The sequence below is a fragment of the Nostoc sp. DedQUE04 genome, from assembly GCF_034530995.1.
Lineage (GTDB): Bacteria > Cyanobacteriota > Cyanobacteriia > Cyanobacteriales > Nostocaceae > Nostoc.
This window is the reverse complement of sequence record NZ_JAVRCA010000007.1, coordinates 112,746-131,197: the sequence shown is the minus strand read 5'-3', so window position 1 is coordinate 131,197 and position 18,452 is coordinate 112,746. Positions and strand designations below refer to the sequence as shown.

The following is an 18,452-nucleotide window of genomic DNA, read 5'->3' as shown; positions in this document are numbered from 1 at the left end:
TAGGAGTTTGAATTCTTCCCCTGCTCCCTCATCTCCCTCATCTCCCTCAAGCTTCTGCCTTCTTGCACCTAGCCAATCGTTGCTTGGTTAGTGTCAACATCTGTAGCACCATTTACAGAACGCGCCACAGAAACCATTTTGTTGAGAATTTCTTGACTGGGAACTTTACCTTTCAACACTACAGTGCTACCCGTCTGAGCCACCCAAAGGGTATTAACATCGTCGAGTTGGGGATCTTCATCAAATGCCAACGCTACCCGCTTTGCTAAACCACTTTGATCGTATTCCCCGCTTAATCCCAGACGTTCTGGGGGTATTGATTGCGTAGCACTAGCAACATCACTACTAGGAGCTTGCTGTATAGCCTGTGGAGCCGGATTTACTTCTGCATTTTGAGGTTTTTCCATGCCAAACAATCTTTGTAGCCAACCCATAAAAACTTTTCTCCTATTAGAAACCGATCAAATCTGAGTATAAAAGGTTTGCAACAAATGCTGCATCTGCCAACAAAAAGATATACATTCAATCAAATTCTTGCTTGCAGTAGAATTTCTAAACAATTTCTCGATTGGAAATGCAATGAGTGCAGCTCTTAAGTTTACAATAGGAGGTCGCACTGAAAATTTAGTGCGGTAGTAGGTCTAGCATTGCCCTTAGCTAGTGTCTGCGTTACTCAATTCCTGCTCTAGCCTCTGTTGGCGAAGATGAAACATACCCTTTCAGTTCTCGTAGAAGATGAGGCGGGTGTTCTTTCCCGCATATCTGGTTTATTTGCGCGTCGCGGCTTTAATATTGAAAGCCTTGCTGTTGGCCCTGCTGAACAAGGAGGAGTCTCCCGAATTACAATGGTTGTCCCTGGTGACGATCGCGTGATCGAGCAACTCACTAAGCAACTGTACAAGTTAGTCAATGTCTTAAAAGTCCAGGATATTACCGAAACTCCTTGTGTAGAGCGGGAATTGATGCTTTTGAAGGTGAATGCTAGTACCAGCAATCGCTCAGAAGTGATCGAACTGTCTCAGATTTTCCGGGCGCGAGTCGTGGATGTGGCGGAAGATTCTCTCACTTTAGAAGTTGTGGGAGATCCAGGTAAACTAGTAGCGATCGTGCAAGTATTACAAAAATTTGGTTTGAAAGAAATCGCCCGTACTGGCAAAATTGCCCTAACTCGTGAGTCAGGCGTGAATACTGAGTTACTCAAATCTTTGGAAGCAAAGGTTTAGTTGGGAATTTAAATCAAGACTCAGAAATACTCAAACGCAGCAGAAGTTATAGTGGCAATTGTTACTATGACTTCTATTTAGGGACTAGCAAAAAAGAAATATTCAACTACCCACGAACCGCATAGTTTATAATTTATGTACAACTTTATGTACATTAACTAATGTTGTTTTACAAAATCACATCCCCAACCGATGCGAGAAATGACTTTTTTAAGTTATTAGAGCTGGTAGTAGAAAATCATCAGGTGTATATGATCAACCGTCGTGATGGTGAAAATGTAGCCTTGATTGCTGAATCAGATTTAGTGAGTTTACTTGAGACGGTTTATCTTTTGCGATCGCCTGCTAATGCGCGTCGTTTACTGGATGCAATAGAGGAGTCGAAAACAGGTAACATCCAATCTCAAACGCTAGCAGAACTTCAGCAGGAGTTGGGGATTGAGCAAGAAGAAAAAAAAAGCTGAACCTATTGAAATTAAATTAGTTATTGTTAATCGCAGTCCTGGTTTTAGTTCTCAATTTAAAGAAGATTTAGCTTGGTGGTTTAAGCAGGATTTTCAGAAAGCATCGAAAATATTAGATTTGGTTACGGCTGTAATGCAAGACCCGTTTGAGGGGATTGGTAAACCAGAACCATTAAAATATATGGATGCAGATATTTGGTCGCGGCGAATTGATTTAGAACATCGGCTTGTATATCGGGTGGGAAACACTCAGATTGATTTTTTAGCTTGTCGGTATCATTACGAATAAGGGCTGATTAACTACCTTTCAATTTTAGCGATCGCTTCTTCTGGTGAGACATTACCATAAATCACAGACATAATCCCTGGCAAGTATTCATCCATCATCGTCACGTTGGCGTAAACCACCCGTTGAATAAGTGCAAAACTGAGTCTGTCACCTTCAACATCAATACTAGTTTTGTAGCTAATTTCGCCATCGGTAAAATCTAACTCAAAATTGCCGATCATCATGCCAGAATTAGCTCTAGTTAAAAACTCTGCTACAGCCAGCCGCTTCTTTTCTGGTGAATTGACTGGACAAATTGAATAAAAAACGAATTGATTTTGTTCGCTTCTGGCTCTAGCGTAACAATTCCATTTGCCATTTTCGCCTTGGAACAATATTTGTAAAGCTGGCTGTCCTGGAAGTTGTACAAAGGGCCAATCATCAGCTTGGAAAAAATTGATTATTTCTTCAAAAATACTACCATCTGTAGAATCTGAGGGCAAATCTGCCTCTATTTTTTGTGTTATTTCATCTTGGTTAATATCAGCAAATTCAGTCAAAAATTTATCGATCCTTTCTAGCATTTTTGCAGATGCTTTCTGAGTTTTTACAGATAAATTAGCTTCAGTCCAATCTTTAAAAAAGTTGACAATACCTTCAGCAATTCTTTCACCGTTCGTGCTTGTTTGAGCTAGTTTTTCTGGACTAATATAAGACCAAAAAGTACGATAGCCGATTTCGCCTGATTCTTGTTGCTGTTTAACAGATAAACCTAACCAACTTTCGGTGGAAAGGATTTGATTATCAGGTTGTTCTTGACTTAAATTCAGGATATATTTTGCCGTTGCATCAATATTGACAGCGTGTTCTGCTAGTAGTGGTAATAAATCGGGTTTCAGACTGGTTTCGATGGTGATGTCTGGTTCGCGGAGAAATTTGTCAGATGATAGAGGGTTACGCACAGCTGGTTTAAGATTGAATAAAGCGGTGGTATCGATGCGTTGGTAGAGTTGTGGGTTGACTTGGAAGGTGAGACGACACGCAATGAGTTCGTTGTTTTGTTTGGTGAGAGTGAGTGCGATCGCGCGAACGGTTAAGGGAGATTGGCAGGAGTCGTGTAGGGTTAAGTCGGTGTTGATTTGATGATCATCTGTTTTAGCGATCGCGTACATATATGGTTATTTGACAATTAATGATTTTGCTGTAATAATTGAGCATCTAATTAGTAGCGATTGTAATGTCTGGTTCTCTTAGGAATTAGCCAGATGATAGGGGGTTATGCCCATCTGATTTGAGATTGAATCAGGTGGCAGTGTCAATAGTTACCACTTTTGAAAGTCCACTCTACTTGTTGTAGAGGTTAGCCAGGTTTTCAAGAATCTCACTAATTTCTTTCCATTCATGTTGTGTCGCAAGGTAGCGTGCTGCATCCACTACAGATATTAGAGCTTCGCCCTGGAAATTGTAAGACCAGAATGCAGCGCTGATCAGAGCATCAAAGGCGCGTGCTGGTTCACCCGATTCATCTAAGTTTTTGGCTGCTTCAACATGAGCCAAACCATTATATGTTTTGCCCTCGTTAGCTAAAGTTATTGTTGCTGTCCAAATCGGATCGCGTTTCCATTCTTGCAATACCGAATCCTGCTGTTTTACCAGAATCTGCGCCGCCTTAGCTACCCTTAAATCAGCATTACCACCGAGTTTGAAGATATGTTCAATTGTGCGGGAGGTGCTTGTATCTATAGAAGCAGGAAGTTTAGCAACCTCCCAAGCTGCAAGTTGCTGTTCTTCAATATTTTTCTTCAACTGGTTACTGATCTGTAGCGCTACAACTGCTGCTGCATTTCTCCAAGTACCAAGCCGATCGGGAAGCGGAATAGCTACTACCTGCTTAGTTATTGCTTGATGCAGGTATTTTCGATATAGTAGGTGTTGCGGATTTGAGTCTAAACGCTCCAAACTTTCACACGCAGCTTCCTGAACAACTGCTGCATTGTCGCTTTGTGGATATAATTTGTCATCGAAGATGACTGACTCCAGCCCTTCGAGATGATCCTCTCCACCCATTGCAACATGGAGTTCGATCAGTTCGTCCTTTACCTCCGGCCACAACTCACGTAGAGATTCCTTCCCACGGCGTAATTTATACAACTTATATCTATAAATGAGCATTGGTAGGGCCGTACTTAAAGAAGTAGATACAGTAACAATTTGGTTTTGAGAGCAGACAACTACAGGACTCTGCGCTAAGACTTTACCAGGTAAAAGGCGAATACCAACTATCTCCTTGCCAAAGGTATCTGTAAAAGGAAGAACTCTGGCGAAAGGAAGTACACTCCACGTACCTTGATTAACCAAACTGATACGCTGCTCTGGTTGGATATTAAAGTCTATTTTAGTTGCTTTGCGGGCACTTTCGCTCAAGTTGAATGTTGAGGGATCAAAAGAACAGGTTAAGGAAAGCCGAGTCATGTCGATGTCTGCTCCTTTTGTCAAGCTAAATGTTAGCTATTGTCAGCTTTTCATTTTATTTTGTCAGCTATGTGTCAGATTTACTCCTTCCTTATGTAATATTTTATGAAACTAAAGTTTAAATTTAGTACCAAAAATCAATTGGTATTCATTTTTTTGAGATGAAACCATAATACCTAATGTATTGGTCTATAAATTGGTTCCCATGTTTGTTCTGCTAGATCCTCCAAATCATTCATAGCTGCGTTTTTATTCTTTGAGCTACCATCTACTTTGCTGGCATCCAAAGCTAACTTTACTTTAGTTTTATCAAAGTGGTAGGCGTCATTAAAAGCTCGCTCAAGTAAATTGTTTAACTGATCTTTGGTGTTTTCTAAGATTCTTTCTCTATCATCATCGTCAATATCCTTGAATTCTTTTTCTGCATCACTCAAGATAATTTCAGCAACTTTCTTTTGGTTAGGTGATTGGGCTTTGTTTTTAATTTCTTGGTAACAAGCTGCTAAAAAATCTCTCCAGTTATTCGTCCTTGGATTCACAAGAAGCTTTTTCTGAGTGGCATCCATAACCCTTATCCGCTTCTGTTGAGTCAGTTGCTGCTCTGCATCTAGATGTTTTGCGAGTGGTTCTTTCAATTTGCTGTTATGCACAGCTGTTGAACTCTTTTTATGAGTATCTTCGTGAATTAGAATCGCGCTAAGTCCCACACCTTCTTTATTAATATTGTTGAGTTCAGCAACACGAGTATTAAGATTATTTGCCAGATCCTTAGCAGCATTATCATCTTTGAAAGGTTTATTTTTCAGCTTTTTGATGATTGCTTCCAAATCCTGACTGATGGCAACTTTTAGTCCTTTAGCAGGAACGTGGTGAGAATGGCGTGGTGGTTTGCGACCCTTAACTACATCCTTCACCACGTGTTTACCGACAATCGGGGCGGGATTGTCATATAATTTGGGTTTGGAAACCTTGTCTTTCTTCGCCTTAGGATTGATTTCACCCTCAAGATGAGCAGTTGTTTGCTCTTCAGCATCTTTGTCAATGACAAGTTTGCACGAAGTCATCTTATATTTAGCTTTAATTTTAGGCAGACGCTTCTCGACATCTTCAAATGAAAGTTTATCATTGAGCATCAGTGTTTGAGCTTCTGCTAAAGCTGCCTTAAGGTCAGCTTGTTTCTTCTCCATTGTCCGCTCATCAGCTTTGCCATTTCTGGCTTGCCTTTCTTTGTGTTTATCCTTGCCAGACCTAAATCTATCCTTAATTTTATTGCCAAACTTGTGAAACTTATCCTTAACAGATTTTTTCTTATTCTCAACCCATTTCTGACCGGCTTCCTTCTTATCTTCAACCCATTGCTTACCTGCTTTATATTTCTCCTTCGCCGTATCTTTAGCAGCGTTGAATTTCTTTCCAACCTTACTCTTGTTAAATTTGTTGCCAACTTTCTTAAACGCCTTCGCACCTTTATCAATTACCCAATCAACTGCTTTTTCCATCGGTTTACGCAGCTTCTTGAATATTGCTTGAACCTTGCCAGCAATTCCATCTAAGCCCAAAAGACTTGCTAGGAAACTGATCGCAACTGGTAAAGATTTAGCTAGGGCATTTTCAACGCCTTTGATTGCTTGATCGATCGCACCACTAGCGATCGCACCAATTGCATCCAGTATCGCATTAATTAAATCGGCAATCTGCTGGGCGCGTTCAATAAAGAATTTGACAATTTCATAAATCGCCTTAGCAGCTTTGATAAATGCTGAAGTCGGAGTCAACAAGCTGAGAATCCACTCAATCCCTACTGTAATCACTTTTTCAATGATAAAGTTCTTGATGGGTTCAATCACCAAAGCGTTGAGGTCGCCCATCTTCTCTTGGACAAACTCCCACATCCCAGCCACTCCCTGACTGGCTAAAACTTGAAATACATCAACAGTTTGTTCCAATCGGCTGACCTTTTCTTCACCCAATCGTTTCACAGCTTGGGCGCGAATTGCTTCGTAGGTAAAGCCCAAAAGCTGCATCGCTAGGCTAAAGATTCCTTTGAGGTCGAAATTTTCTGGCATTTCAATACCAGTTTCTGCCATTGTGCCTGTCAGCCAGCCAATTAATCCTTGTTGGAGGTGCTTCCCGATGTTATTCATGAAGTTGAGGAAGCCTTGCTTCACCGCCTGGATCAAATTAGTCAAGAAACCAATCGGGTCTTTGAGGATTTGCCCAACTACGCCAGCAACTCGCGCTAGCACTTGCAAAAGCATTTTGGTCAGTTCAACGATCGTCTTGATGACTCCCACGATGAAGTCGAAAGCTTTTTGAATAAAACCTTTATTTGCTGCCTTCATCTCTTCAATGCGGGCATCAACAGCTTCCAAGTTTTCTTTATACTTCTGGGCTAGGGTGTCAATTAGCTCATCTTGTTTATCGTCAACACTTTGTTGCAATTCTGCAAATTTGCTGTCAATGTCTGCGGCAGCTTGTTGACCAACTCCTTTTAAGTCTTGCGGTAGTTGATTAACATAATTCTGAATCTCCTGCTTACCATTAGCAATTTCTGCTTTGGCTTGGGTAAGTCCTTTACTGATAATGGCGACAACTTTGTTAATCACACCATCCATCTGATTAATATAAAGCTGCCGTCCCTCTTGATAGAAAGCGTTCACCTCTGAGGGCATACCAAACAATTTGTCTTTCAGCCATTTTGCTGGCCCAAAAAAGCCACTGTAGCGATCGCTCTTATAATCGTCCATCCGCTTGCCAACGTAATCCTCGAAGGCTTTTTTGGCGTCAGCAGCACCAGCATCAAAGGCTTGTATAACTTGAGTGTCTAGTTCGCTGAGGGTTTTCTCAACTTTAGCTTTAGTCTTGTCATAAATCTTATTAATATCACCAGCAACTTTTGCCCGTGCTTGCTCATCTTTGCTCTTGGCACCCACCTGCTGCTCCCCTACCTGACCCAGGTTTTGAGTACGGATACCGTGCATTGCTTGGAGATGCTGCTGGGCTGTAGCTGATGCCGTAGCTTGAGCGGTTGCGAGTATCCCTTGCTCTTGTTGGCGATATTGTGGCGGTGCTTCTTGGGCATTGGTTTGAGCGTCTTTCTTGGCTGCGAGTGCCCCTTGAAACTCCGGTTCATTGGAGTTTGCCAATTGCTCCTCGGTAATATCCGCCTCTTTCATCTGCTGGTCAAGTTTTTTACTGTCATTTTGCAGTGGTGCTTCGACTTCACTTTGTCCTTTAGATTTGGGTGCGGCTTTATCTGCATCAACACCTGTTGGCGGTGTCCCTGGCTCATTCTTGGGCAGTGGTGTTACTTGTTTAGCCTCAATCCCACTAGCATCAGGTTTTTCTTTAGTTTTCTCTTCTAGTTGACCCTGAGAGCTTTTCTGTTCTTCTTTAACCTGACCGCTCAAATCGCCTTTAACAGAGTCCAGTTTATTGTTATTTTTAAAGTTGTCCGCCTCTTCCAAGTTCTTGGGAGCCATATCAGCAATCCGCTCCATCAATTTGGCTTTGAAGGCGGCAGCGTCAAATCCTGGTGTTGGGGCCTGTTGCATCTGTCCAACTTGATTGGCTTGCGCTTTGCTGTCTACTTCATTACCTGGGGGTTGGGCTGCTGCTTGGGCTTCTTGGGCTTTGCTATTAGCAGGTGGGTGTTTTTTCTCAAGTCCTGCAACCTCTTTTGTTGTGCCGACTACCGCTTGAAATCCTGGGTCATCTTTAGGGGAAGTGGGAGCCTTTTTACCATCAACTGCTGCATCAGGTAATTTTACTGTTGTACTGGCTACATTTGCCCCTGGTAATCCGGCGATCGCTTTCCCGGCGTTTCCTCCAGATAAATCTGCGTTTACCTTACCTACATCTGCTCCTTTGCTTTGAGCTTGCTGTTGAGAATCGACCTTTTCTGTATTAACTTTAATATCTTTTGACTCAAGCTCTTTTGGTTGATTTCCCCCAACCTCAACCTGTTTCTGAGTTACTGCTGCACCAACTTTTTTTGTTGGAGGTGGGTCTGTTGCCGCGTTCCCACCATTATCTGGAGGTGTAGCGATAGCTTGATGTTTTTCTGTTGTAGGCTGATTTTGTTGTTCGCCGTTTTCCGTATCAGTTTTTGACTCTAATTTTTTTTGGTTATCTTCGTCACTTGGTTTTTGAAAATTCTCTCGCAGTTGGATAGCTAGCCCATGCCCCGCAGAGGTTGTCGGCACTTTTGTCTGGAGTTTATTTTCTTTTGGTGCTAGATGAAGAGATTTCGGCTGCACTGCACTGCCATTCTGCTGGACAACGTGCGTCAACTCATGGGCCAGTAATTCCTTGCCTGCATCACTTCCAGGAGAGTATTCGCCTTGACGGAAGAACACATCCTGCCCTGTGGTAAAAGCACGAGCTTGTATAGATTCATTTAAACGATTAGATTGAGCATCAGTATGAACCCGGACGCTACCGAAATCAGCCCCAAATGCTTGCTCCATTGGGTGCTTGATATCATCTGCAAGTGGCTGCCCATTGCCACGTGCTTGTTGGATTGAAGTTTCTAGCTCAGATGTTGCGGCTGTCCTTCCTCCACCCTGACGCTGCACCAAAGGAGTAACGGAATCCGCCAAGGATTTCATTTGTAATTGGTCTTCTTCCTCTGGTAATGCCTCCCGTTGGATAGATTGCACAGGTTCGCTCATCCTCTGCATCACCAATTGGGCGACACTATCAGCCTCCTGCTCATAAATGTCTCCAGGTTGGCTAACTGTCAGTTTTGTTTGTGGACGCCGCAGTGAGATTCGACTAATGTCATGTTCAAGCGGTTTGCTTGGGGATTTTACCTCATTCATTATCTGGGATGAAGTACCAAGCGGCTTCATTTGCAATTCTTCTTCTGGTAGTTCCTCCCTTTGTAGCAAGGGAATTTCTCCCCAAGATTTCATTTGTACTTCTTCTAGCAGTTCCTCGCGCTGAATACTGCCCTCTGGCTTCATTTGCAATTCTTCTTCATCAGATAATTTTTCTCGCTGAAGTTTTCCACTCTGTGGCTGATGAATTTTTTGCATCACCTGACGTGCTGTTTGGTCAGCTTCCTGTTCGTACTTATCTCCAGGCTCCCCAATCGTCAGTTTTCCTTGAATTGGTGTTGATGTATTTGGTCTTCTGACTGGAATATTGGCAAAGTTATGACCAAATCGAGTTGCTTTTTCCAGCCGAGAATTCAAAGATCGATCCATCTTGGCTTGCAATACAGTCAGCCGTTCTTGTCCCTCTGGCGTAATCGTCCGATGCTTGGCTTGTAATTCCAATCCAGTTACTTCCATCTTTTCTTCAGCTTCATTCTCTACATCCGTTTGTGTCACGGGCGTAAAAGATGCTTTTTGAGTTTGGCCACCAAACGGTCTATAGGCCAATTGAGGAGTTTGTTCTGGCGCTTGAAAATTAGAAAAGCTGGATGAGGGACTTTTGAGGGATTTCATCGGTTTTGATTGCAACTATTGACGATTAAATTTGTCAAGGTGATTAGTTTTGATTATCATTTACCCAAAATTGCAATTATCAAGATAATTTTAGAACGCTAATCAATTAGAAATAATTAAGATGTGTTACTCCTCGAGATAAGTACTGGCTTGTAAAGAGTCTCATGTCGAATAAAGGAGAACACGCAGCCGTGTTCCCCTAGTCACGAGGAAAAGTATCCTTGAATCTGCCTTTTGATATTAGTACTTTCTTAAGTTGACAATGTTTTTATGCAAAACTGACTCCTAGTGTATAAATAAAATCAGGATTAGAATTGCTACCAGAGAAATTTTAAATTAGATGATGAAAATATCACTTCCATCAAGATAGTTATCATTGATACCACAATCAAGATAGTCATTACTGAAGCTGAGACTAGTTATCGGTGCGAAACTGCTGAACAAATCAGATATAAAAATTTGTTAATAATCACTAGTTAGTACATATAACCAAGCCAGTTTTAACTATACTATCCCGCTAAATTTGATAGGACAATTAAAAATAATCCTCAAACTTAATTGATAGTAATAATTTCAAGCAAAACTGTGATGACTTATTTTATTTTTGAGAGTCTCTCGGCTAATAATAGTTAAATTATGAGCGATAATTTCCCAGGCGACCCAATTGAAAAATCGAGCATATATAGCCGTTCTAAACACCTCTAAAGCTTCAGTAAAAGTGTTCAGAGGCTTGTTAGCCCACCTTCGCCTTAAGGGAGCATCCCAGCCAAAATAAAGGAAGAAACTCGCGAATAATCTAGTTTTTTTTCCCTCTTTTTGCAAAATGGGATGCTTCCGTTTTCTGGCGATATTTTTTGTCATGTTACTATTAACGTCTTAACCTTAGATATTTAGCCATAGCTAAGATCGCAAAAAAAGTGATGAAAACGATAATTTTTTGTACAACGATACAAGTAGGAATCTCAGCAATCATAGGATTGCTCTGGGCAATAATTTATCTACTGTATAGCCAAAATATTCAAGTAACTCTCAAGTTGTTTTTATACTCATTTTTGGGAGGATTGTTTGGTGGAATAGTTGGTGGTTTTATTGGTCATTTAGTTGGTTCGAGGACATATAAAGAAGCACCAGGTGGTATCTTCATTGGCGATCAAGCCTTAAACTGGTTCTTTTGGTTTTTTGTTTTCTGGATTATAGGCATTATTGTAGGAGCAGTTTTAGGAGGATTGATTTTCATCAGATTTTATTCATAATCCATTCTGGATAAGTACGTATTTATAGATCCTATTCGTGCGTATTTTTGGATTTTTATCGAATTTCGGTCTTTTATGTTTGTTATGTGTTTAACTATAAACTTTTACGGCTCATAATACTATACATATATAAATGGAAACTCAAAGTGTCATAGCAATCGTAACGATTCCAACAGGAATTTTAGGAACGCTTGGAGCGATTTGGGCAATATTTAATTTCAGATATACCCAAAATATTCAAGCAAGTTTTGAATTGTTTTTCTACTTCTTTTGTGCCGGTTTGATTGCTGGAATAGTTGGTCTAATTATTGGTTTTTTATTTCGAGGATTGTAGGTTAGTAAAGTATCAGGTTTGGGACGGACATTATTAGAAGGTTCTTTGAGAGAGAGTACGCTAGTAGTAGTTATTTTTTCATGCCCAAATAGCAATAGTCAATAGACATCTTGCAAAAGTAGCTTTTGCTTTCCGGTTGGAGAAAGGTTAAAGGTTACTGGGTTTGGGAAAATTCCATACCTTTACCCTTTAACCCTTCCCCTTTTCCCCACAAATGCCAAGAAGTCTAAAGTCGAAATCGGGATCGTCCCCTGGTTGAACTGTGGCAATCTGGGCTGAAGGATTAATGTTTGAGCCTGATGATAAGCAACCTAATCCTTCAGGACTGGCAAGTGTATTGTTTGTACTTTATCCAGTATTTTTCCGCTTATAGAAAAGTGAAATTGTCACTATCAAGTGTGAGACCTACTACCCCCTGCACAATACCGATGATTTCATCTTGCTCTGCTCCCAGTTTGTCTAAGAATATTCGTGTGTTACTTCCAACAACTTGCAAGCGGTAATCCTGTGAAAATCCGTTGAGTTCAATTCGGTCTTGGCTAGAGTTGAAGTCAGTAATAAAAGCCAAGTCTCCAAAACCAGGATTCGTAGTATTGTTATCGTCGTAGAAAACATTTTCAGCGTCCCCCAGGATAAATCTATCTGCCCCAGCCCCGCCAGTCAAGTTATCAATTTCCCCTAATCCAGGTGGAAGCGGACTACCAGGAAAAGTACCGATGAGGATATCATTTCCAGATCCCCCATTGAGGATATCATTGCCCGGCCCGCCTTGTAGGCTATCATTGCCGTCCTCACCATTGAGAAGATCGTCGCCATTACTACCGTCTAGCGTATCATCGCCTGCTCTTGCATTTAGAGTGTTATTAGAAGTATTACCAAAAAGAAAGTTGTTAAGACTGTTACCTATCCCGGTAAAGTTGCCACCTTCTCTCAGCCTCAGATTCTCCAGATTGGCTCCTAATGTGTAGCTTACAGAAGACCGGACGGTATCTATGCCTGAATTCGCAGCCTCTGTAATGATATCAAGAGTAGTGTCAACAAAGTAACTATCGTCACCTGCACCACCTTTTAAAGTATCATTTCCTATACCACCATTCAGTGTGTCATCGCCATTATTACCGGATAATTGATTATTTTGGTTATCGCCAACAATGTTGTCATTTGCATTTGTGCCGATGACATTATCAAAGTTGACTGCGGTAAATGACAATGTTCCTAAACCAGGAACGTTATTAGCAGTCAAACTTCGGCTTTGCAGGTTAACGGCGATAGATACTCCAGCTAAAGATTGGGATGCATCGATGGTGTTGTTGGCAACATTAGCATTAGCAATAACCCTTTCTACTTTAAAGAGTAGGTCTTGTCCCAATCCTCCAGCTTTTTGAATGGTTCCAACACCTGATAAGGTAATGGTTTGACCTAGTTGACTGTAGTCTGCGGTATCAATGCCATCTCCGCCATCAATGTTGTCGTTACCCTGACTGGCTTTGAAGGTATCACTGCCTGCATCACCTTTTAGAGTGTCGTTTCCTGTACCCCCATCAAGTGTATCATTGCCATTATTACCGGATAATTGGTTATTTTGATTGTCACCAGTAATGGTGTCATTTGCATTTGTGCCGATGACATTATCAAAGTTAACTGCGGTAAATGACAATCTTCCTAAACCAGGAACGTTATTAGCAGCTAAACTTTGGGTTTGTAGGTTAACGGCGATAGATACCCCAGCCAAAGATTCGGATGCATCTATAGTGTTGTTGGCAACATTAGGATTAGCAATCACCCTTTCTACTTTAAAGAGTAGGTCTTTTTCCAATCCCCCACCTTTTTGAATGGTTCCAACACCTGATAAGGTAATGGTTTGACCTAGTTGACTATAGTCTGCGGTATCAATGCCATCTCCGCCATCAATGTTGTCGTTACCCCGACTGCCTTTGAAGGTATCACTGCCTGCACCACCTTTTAGAGTATCGTTTCCTGTACCCCCATCAAGTGTGTCATTGCCATCTCCGCCGCTAAGACTGTCGTTCGCCGTGCCACCTGCGAGGGAATCGTTACCAGCCAAGCCATTCAAGATATCGTTACCGGAGGCAGTATTGGCGTTACCACCACTAGCCCAACCAACTATGGTGTCATTTCCCGAACTCCCATTTATCGTATCAGGATTTGTAGTACCGAAAACCATATTATCTCTCCTAAATTTCTCACTAAATATGTAAGTTCAGCATCAATGAAAGAACTATTTATCAGTTCCATGTAGCTTACTTGTAATTTGCGTAATTTCATGTTAAAAAACATTAACTATTTAGTTAGAAACTTCTCAAGAAAAAATATCCAACTACTTACTGTGGGCGCTTTGTAGCTTCTTATATTTTCTTCCCTAGTACCCAGAGGAGACTTCTAGTCGTTCCGTTGCTAAAATTTTGGATAGTCTCTAGTCTATAGAAATGCTCCGATACCGTAAGCAAACAATATTTATTATTATTTCTGTACTCATCGTTGTACCGATGGGATTTTTGTTTAAGTATTATAACGGCCCTGCTCATCACTGGTTTAATGACTACGGAGCAGCTGTATTTTACGAAATATTTTGGTGTCTGTTCGCATTTTGGTTTTTCAGAAGTTGGGCGGCAGTAATCCAAATTCCTATATGGGTTTTTGTCATCACCTGTATACTAGAATTCTTGCAACTTTGGCATCCGCCACTATTAGAGCAAATGCGCGCCACCTTGATAGGTAAATTGTTACTTGGTACGACTTTTGTTTGGTGGGATTTTCCTCATTATCTATTGGGTTCTGTTTTAGGCTGGTTATGGCTGCGACAATTACACAAAATAAGTTATGCAAAAAAAAGTCAAGGTTAAACCTAATTCAAAACAGCAAAAAATTGAAGAACAACCTGATGGTAGTCTGACTGTTTATTTAAAATCGCCCCCAGTTGATGGTAAGGCTAACGAAGAGTTAATTAAACTACTAGCAGATAAATTTGATGTACCCAAGTCTCATATCAGAATTAAGTCAGGTTTCTCCTCTCGGCAAAAGCTGATGGAAATCGATCCGAATACCTAACTGTTGCTTAATAATATCTTTTGTGAAGACTTTTCTGCTTTCTGAATGCGATCTACATTCCACCCAGGACATTCTCTACTAAAGACAAGAAACGAGAGATAGTAACTTGCTCTCATCTAATTTTTATGCCTTTGTAATACTGATATACCTTGGTTGAGTTTTGACTCTTTCTATCCAAGCTTGGATAGCAGGATATTGTGTTAAATCAAACCCACCTTCATCAGCTACATGAGTATAGGCGAACAAAGCAATATCAGCAATCGTATAACGTTCTCCGACAAAAAAATCTTGAGAAGTTAAGTGTTTATCCATCAAGTTAAGTGCTGCATAGCCTGGTTCGCGTTTTTGTTTGATAGCTTCACTGTATTCTTCAGTTTTACCTAAAATAGAAATCCAAAATCTTGATGTAGCAATAAAAGGCTCATGGCTATATTGTTCAAAACATAACCATTGCAGCACCTGCGCTCGTAAAAAACGGTCATAAGGTAAAAACTCTGTACCTTCACTTAGATAAACCAATATAGCATTTGATTCTGCCAAATATTTCCCTGGCTCGATTTCCAGAACAGGTATCTTACCGTTAGGATTTTTACTTAAAAATTCTGGTGTTCGAGTCTCTCCTTTCAAGATGTTAAGCTCTATCCTCTCAAAAGGCATACCTAGTTGTGTCAATAAAAGACGTATCTTATAACCATGACCAGAAGGTAAAAAATCGTACAGATGCAGTAGTTCCATGTTAAAATACAGTTAGGAATATGTTGAGAAGTAAAGGTTCAAAATACAATATTTTACCAAAAGATTTTCCCAAAACCGGATATTTTTTTTGTATTTAGGTTCTGAACGTACTACAGGAAATTATTCAAGAAAATAAAAAAATGTTATTTATTTCTAGTTTGAGATGTTTAATTTAGTTAATGGTCGAAAAGAAAACTATGTGTGGAAGATTTACTCTAAACTATTCGGCAGCAGGATTGTCTGAAGTTTTCCATGTCGAGTCAGTTCCCGATTTGGCAGCGGAATATAACATTGCGCCTACGCAAATGGTGGCGACAGTGTTACAAAATCCCGAAAACAAAAAGCGAGAATTTAAGCAGTTGCATTGGGGATTAATTCCGTCATGGGCGAAAGATGCAGGAATGGGGGCAAAGCTGATTAATGCTAGGGCAGAAACTGTTGCTGAAAAACCTGCTTTTCGTTCGGCTTTTAAGCACAGACGCTGTTTAGTGCTAGCTGATGGCTTTTATGAGTGGCAACGCCAACAAGGTAAGAAGCAGCCATTTTATTTTCGTCTCCAAGATGGGCAACCCTTCGGTTTTGCAGGTTTGTGGGAAAGATGGCGTTCGCCTGCTAACGAAGAAATAATTTCTTGTACAATTTTGACAACGGCAGCTAACGAATTACTCCAACCCATCCACGAGCGGATGCCAGTAATTCTGGAGCCACAAGATTACGATTTATGGCTAGATTCCCAAGTACAAACGGCCCAAACCCTACAGCAGCTATTGCGTCCTTATCCAGCGCCAGCAATGATTGCATATCCAGTTAGCACCTTGGTAAACAACTCTCGACATAATAGTTCAGAATGTATCGTACCCCTCAGTGAGAAGAACGCCCCCGCAAATCAGTTAAATTAACTATTGAGTGAACTATGGAATTGGGGAGACAAGCAGACAAGGGGATAAAAAAGCGTTTTCCCAATGCCCCATGCCCAATCCCCAATGCCCAATACCCAGAGAGAAATATGCCAAGAACACAAAAAAACGATAATTTTATTGACAAATCCTTTACTGTGATGGCGGATATCATTCTGAAGATCCTGCCAACTAACAAAAAAGCTAAAGAAGCGTTTGTTTATTATCGAGATGGGATGTCAGCCCAAGCGGAAGGGGAATATGCTGAGGCATTGGAATACTATGAAGAAGCTCTAACACTAGAGGAAGATACCAACGATCGCGGCTATATACTCTACAATATGGGGCTAATTTATGCCAGCAATGGCGACCACAACAAGGCTTTAGAACTATATCACAAGGCAATTGAGTTGAACCCACGTATGCCCCAAGCCTTGAATAACATCGCTGTGATTTATCACTACCAAGGCGAAAAAGAAAAAGAAGCTGGAGATAACGAGGCTGGCGAAGCACTTTTTGACCAAGCAGCAGACTATTGGATTCGTGCTATTCGCATGGCTCCCAATAACTACATCGAAGCTCAAAACTGGCTAAAAACCACCGGGCGATCGCAAATTGACGTATTCTTTTAGTCATTAGTCATTAGTTCTTTGTCATTTGCTAAGGACTAATGACCAATGACAAATGACAAATGACCAATGACAAATGACAATTTATGATTGACCAAGAACAAGTTCACAAAGTAGCCAATCTTGCTCGTTTAGAATTGACTCCAGAAGAAGAGGAACAATTCACTACTCAGTTGGGAAGTATTCTGGACTATATCGAACAATTGAATGAACTTGATGTCAGTAATGTACTGCCAACAACACGCGCAATTGATGTCAGCAACATCACACGAGAGGATGAATTGCAACCCTATCCTGATCGGGAAAGTATTCTCAACAGTGCGCCCGAACAGGAAGGGGAATTTTTCAAAGTACCAAAAATCCTCAATGCTGAATAGAATGGCACTAAGAAAAGCTGAAAGCTCGTCAGGGCAGGGTTGCAGGTTTAGGGTGTAGGGTGTAGGAAAATATGTTCTATGTCTAAATCTGTAATCACCGTTACCGTCAAATTGTTTGCTGCTTATCAAGAAGCCTTTAGGGTTTCGGAATTAGTGCTGGAATTTCCTAATAGTATGCCAGTCAAAGCAGTATGCGATCGCCTCATAGCTGAACGCCCTGAACTCTCTCAATGGCGCGATATAACCCGTTTTGGGATTAATTTGATATTTGTCGAACCAGATACCTTACTACAAGATGGAGATGAGGTTGTGTTGATTCCACCAGTCAGCGGCGGTTAGGAGTAGAGACGCGATTAACCCTTGTCTGTACAAGAGTTAGGAGCGATCGATTAAAGATTCAAAACTTTTAACTCATAACTATTTAAAGAGAATTGGTCTGAGCAGTTAGCTTTATTAAGTTATTTAACTCTTGTTGCATTTGACTAACAACTAATTCATAACATTCATTGACATAATGGCGATCGCTAGCTGCTTGACGACCGTAGCGTTCAAATACAATTGGCGGACAAACCCGCGTATACATGGGCACTGGTAATGGGATATTGGGCAACGGGCCAATTGCTAATCCCCACGGCAGTCCGAGATAGATTGGAAAAACTTCTGGGTCGATACCTAATAGCCAAGGCATTCCCCATTCGTGGAGTTGCCGCGCAATTTTGTAGCAGTCAGCGATAACAATAAGTGTATCGTGAGCGCCCCAAGAAATCACAGGCACAATCGGCACATTTTCCCGTAACGCTAACTTGATAAATCCTTGTCGCCCAGCTAAGTAGATTTTATTACGTAAATAATTCGGTCGGAAGATATCTTCGGCTCCACCGGGATAAACTAGCAGACTCGCTCCAGAGCGTAAGGCAGCGTAAGCCATTTTTGGATGAGCAATGATTGCTCCAGCCTTGGCGACTAATTGCGCTAGTGGTGGGCTAACCTGCCAAACTTTGGGATGCATCAAACCATAAACTGGTTTTTCTACACCAAATCTTCGGAACCAGTCGTACATCATCATCACCATATCTGGGGCTGCGAGTCCACCATTGTGCGAGCCAACAAACAAAACTTTTTGCTGGGGTGGAATATTCTCCCAGCCACTAGTTTGAACTTGGAAATAGTACCGATAGAAAAAGCCAACTAGGGGCATCAGAGATTCTATGAACTTTGGATCTCGCTCATCCAAAGACCAACCGAGTTTTTTGTTTAATAAATGTTGCTTTTTTGACAT

At 41.1% G+C, this 18,452-nt stretch carries 18 protein-coding genes and 1 pseudogene; 11 read left to right on the top strand and 8 right to left on the bottom strand.

The features are described from left to right. Nucleotides 1-68: 68 nt before the first annotated feature. Nucleotides 69-434, bottom strand: a complete 366-nt coding sequence (locus RM049_RS07005; protein ID WP_322670464.1) for a BON domain-containing protein — start codon at nt 432-434, stop codon at nt 69-71. Nucleotides 435-704: 270 nt separating this feature from the next. Here RM049_RS07005 and ilvN point away from each other — a divergent pair, with 270 nt between their 5' ends. The 3 genes from ilvN to RM049_RS06990 all read left to right on the top strand — a co-directional run bounded on the left by ilvN (nt 705) and on the right by RM049_RS06990 (nt 1,976). Then, nucleotides 705-1,223, top strand: a complete 519-nt coding sequence (ilvN, locus tag RM049_RS07000) for an acetolactate synthase small subunit (RefSeq protein WP_322670465.1) — start codon at nt 705-707, stop codon at nt 1,221-1,223. A 161-nt stretch (nt 1,224-1,384) separates the two neighbouring features. Further along, a complete protein-coding gene (locus RM049_RS06995; RefSeq protein ID WP_322688266.1) occupies nt 1,385-1,687 on the top strand; it encodes a type II toxin-antitoxin system Phd/YefM family antitoxin in 303 nt (100 codons plus the stop codon). Next, nucleotides 1,662-1,976, top strand: coding sequence for a Txe/YoeB family addiction module toxin (locus RM049_RS06990; protein ID WP_322703646.1), 315 nt, complete (start codon nt 1,662-1,664; stop codon nt 1,974-1,976). The genes RM049_RS06995 and RM049_RS06990 overlap by 26 nt, the downstream gene beginning before the upstream one ends. 11 nt (nt 1,977-1,987) lie before the next feature. On the opposite strand, the gene RM049_RS06985 is transcribed toward RM049_RS06990, so the two are convergent. From RM049_RS06985 to RM049_RS06970, 4 genes and pseudogenes are all read right to left on the bottom strand, one after another. Continuing rightward, nucleotides 1,988-3,127, bottom strand: coding sequence for a YbjN domain-containing protein (locus RM049_RS06985; protein ID WP_322703645.1), 1,140 nt, complete (start codon nt 3,125-3,127; stop codon nt 1,988-1,990). A 172-nt stretch (nt 3,128-3,299) separates the two neighbouring features. Beyond that, nucleotides 3,300-4,427, bottom strand: a complete 1,128-nt coding sequence (locus RM049_RS06980) for a hypothetical protein (RefSeq protein ID WP_322703644.1) — start codon at nt 4,425-4,427, stop codon at nt 3,300-3,302. Nucleotides 4,428-4,603: 176 nt separating this feature from the next. Continuing rightward, nucleotides 4,604-9,880, bottom strand: a complete 5,277-nt coding sequence (locus RM049_RS06975) for an eCIS core domain-containing protein (protein ID WP_322703643.1) — start codon at nt 9,878-9,880, stop codon at nt 4,604-4,606. A gap of 573 nt (nt 9,881-10,453) precedes the next feature. Continuing rightward, nucleotides 10,454-10,636: pseudogene (locus RM049_RS06970) on the bottom strand (hypothetical protein); the annotation flags it as partial. Between the two features lie 164 nt (nt 10,637-10,800). Between RM049_RS06970 and RM049_RS06965 the strand changes: the two are divergent. Both RM049_RS06965 and RM049_RS06960 read left to right on the top strand, forming a co-directional pair. After that, complete coding sequence (locus tag RM049_RS06965) at nt 10,801-11,133, top strand: hypothetical protein (RefSeq protein ID WP_322703642.1); 333 nt, start codon at nt 10,801-10,803, stop codon at nt 11,131-11,133. Nucleotides 11,134-11,266: 133 nt separating this feature from the next. Continuing rightward, a complete protein-coding gene (locus RM049_RS06960) occupies nt 11,267-11,467 on the top strand; it encodes a hypothetical protein (RefSeq protein WP_322703641.1) in 201 nt (66 codons plus the stop codon). A 367-nt stretch (nt 11,468-11,834) separates the two neighbouring features. On the opposite strand, the gene RM049_RS06955 is transcribed toward RM049_RS06960, so the two are convergent. After that, nucleotides 11,835-13,652 carry a calcium-binding protein gene (locus RM049_RS06955; RefSeq protein WP_322703640.1) on the bottom strand — a complete coding sequence of 606 codons (1,818 nt, stop codon included), beginning with the start codon at nt 13,650-13,652 and terminating at the stop codon, nt 11,835-11,837. 262 nt (nt 13,653-13,914) lie between these two features. Between RM049_RS06955 and RM049_RS06950 the strand changes: the two genes are divergently transcribed. Both RM049_RS06950 and RM049_RS06945 read left to right on the top strand, forming a co-directional pair. Beyond that, complete coding sequence (locus RM049_RS06950) at nt 13,915-14,331, top strand: DUF2809 domain-containing protein (RefSeq protein ID WP_322703639.1); 417 nt, start codon at nt 13,915-13,917, stop codon at nt 14,329-14,331. Then, entirely contained in the window at nt 14,309-14,536 is a 228-nt protein-coding gene (locus tag RM049_RS06945; protein ID WP_322670473.1) for a DUF167 domain-containing protein, read from the top strand. Before RM049_RS06950 ends, RM049_RS06945 begins: the two co-directional genes overlap by 23 nt. Nucleotides 14,537-14,659: 123 nt before the next feature. Here the strand turns inward: RM049_RS06945 and RM049_RS06940 are convergent, their stop codons facing one another. Beyond that, nucleotides 14,660-15,271 (bottom strand): glutathione S-transferase family protein, encoded by a 612-nt coding sequence (locus tag RM049_RS06940; protein WP_322684533.1) that lies wholly within the window; start codon nt 15,269-15,271, stop codon nt 14,660-14,662. Between the two features lie 197 nt (nt 15,272-15,468). On the opposite strand from RM049_RS06940, the gene RM049_RS06935 reads away from it, so the two are divergent. From RM049_RS06935 to RM049_RS06920, 4 genes are all read left to right on the top strand, one after another. Then, nucleotides 15,469-16,170, top strand: a complete 702-nt coding sequence (locus tag RM049_RS06935) for an SOS response-associated peptidase (RefSeq protein WP_322670475.1) — start codon at nt 15,469-15,471, stop codon at nt 16,168-16,170. A gap of 107 nt (nt 16,171-16,277) precedes the next feature. Then, a complete protein-coding gene (locus RM049_RS06930) occupies nt 16,278-16,799 on the top strand; it encodes a photosystem I assembly protein Ycf3 (RefSeq protein WP_322670476.1) in 522 nt (173 codons plus the stop codon). 83 nt (nt 16,800-16,882) lie between these two features. Further along, nucleotides 16,883-17,173 (top strand): Asp-tRNA(Asn)/Glu-tRNA(Gln) amidotransferase subunit GatC, encoded by a 291-nt coding sequence (gatC, locus tag RM049_RS06925; RefSeq protein ID WP_292856937.1) that lies wholly within the window; start codon nt 16,883-16,885, stop codon nt 17,171-17,173. Between the two features lie 78 nt (nt 17,174-17,251). After that, on the top strand, nt 17,252-17,512 hold the full coding sequence (locus RM049_RS06920) for a MoaD/ThiS family protein (protein WP_322670477.1): 261 nt from the start codon (nt 17,252-17,254) through the stop codon (nt 17,510-17,512). Between the two features lie 82 nt (nt 17,513-17,594). Here RM049_RS06920 and RM049_RS06915 read toward each other — a convergent pair whose 3' ends face one another. Further along, nucleotides 17,595-18,452 carry a lysophospholipid acyltransferase family protein gene (locus RM049_RS06915; RefSeq protein WP_322703638.1) on the bottom strand — a complete coding sequence of 286 codons (858 nt, stop codon included), beginning with the start codon at nt 18,450-18,452 and terminating at the stop codon, nt 17,595-17,597.

Bases quoted from the DNA above. Each gene is read 5' to 3' on its own strand.
- RM049_RS07005 (WP_322670464.1), bottom strand. From the start codon at position 434: ATGGGTTGGCTACAAAGATTGTTTGGCATGGAAAAACCTCAAAATGCA.
- ilvN (WP_322670465.1), top strand. From the start codon at position 705: ATGAAACATACCCTTTCAGTTCTCGTAGAAGATGAGGCGGGTGTTCTT.
- RM049_RS06995 (WP_322688266.1), top strand. From the start codon at position 1,385: ATGTTGTTTTACAAAATCACATCCCCAACCGATGCGAGAAATGACTTT.
- RM049_RS06985 (WP_322703645.1), bottom strand. From the start codon at position 3,127: ATGTACGCGATCGCTAAAACAGATGATCATCAAATCAACACCGACTTA.
- RM049_RS06980 (WP_322703644.1), bottom strand. From the start codon at position 4,427: ATGACTCGGCTTTCCTTAACCTGTTCTTTTGATCCCTCAACATTCAAC.
- RM049_RS06975 (WP_322703643.1), bottom strand. From the start codon at position 9,880: ATGAAATCCCTCAAAAGTCCCTCATCCAGCTTTTCTAATTTTCAAGCG.
- RM049_RS06965 (WP_322703642.1), top strand. From the start codon at position 10,801: ATGAAAACGATAATTTTTTGTACAACGATACAAGTAGGAATCTCAGCA.
- RM049_RS06960 (WP_322703641.1), top strand. From the start codon at position 11,267: ATGGAAACTCAAAGTGTCATAGCAATCGTAACGATTCCAACAGGAATT.
- RM049_RS06955 (WP_322703640.1), bottom strand. From the start codon at position 13,652: ATGGTTTTCGGTACTACAAATCCTGATACGATAAATGGGAGTTCGGGA.
- RM049_RS06950 (WP_322703639.1), top strand. From the start codon at position 13,915: ATGCTCCGATACCGTAAGCAAACAATATTTATTATTATTTCTGTACTC.
- RM049_RS06945 (WP_322670473.1), top strand. From the start codon at position 14,309: ATGCAAAAAAAAGTCAAGGTTAAACCTAATTCAAAACAGCAAAAAATT.
- RM049_RS06940 (WP_322684533.1), bottom strand. From the start codon at position 15,271: ATGGAACTACTGCATCTGTACGATTTTTTACCTTCTGGTCATGGTTAT.
- RM049_RS06935 (WP_322670475.1), top strand. From the start codon at position 15,469: ATGTGTGGAAGATTTACTCTAAACTATTCGGCAGCAGGATTGTCTGAA.
- RM049_RS06930 (WP_322670476.1), top strand. From the start codon at position 16,278: ATGCCAAGAACACAAAAAAACGATAATTTTATTGACAAATCCTTTACT.
- gatC (WP_292856937.1), top strand. From the start codon at position 16,883: ATGATTGACCAAGAACAAGTTCACAAAGTAGCCAATCTTGCTCGTTTA.
- RM049_RS06920 (WP_322670477.1), top strand. From the start codon at position 17,252: ATGTCTAAATCTGTAATCACCGTTACCGTCAAATTGTTTGCTGCTTAT.
- RM049_RS06915 (WP_322703638.1), bottom strand. From the start codon at position 18,452: ATGTCAAAAAAGCAACATTTATTAAACAAAAAACTCGGTTGGTCTTTG.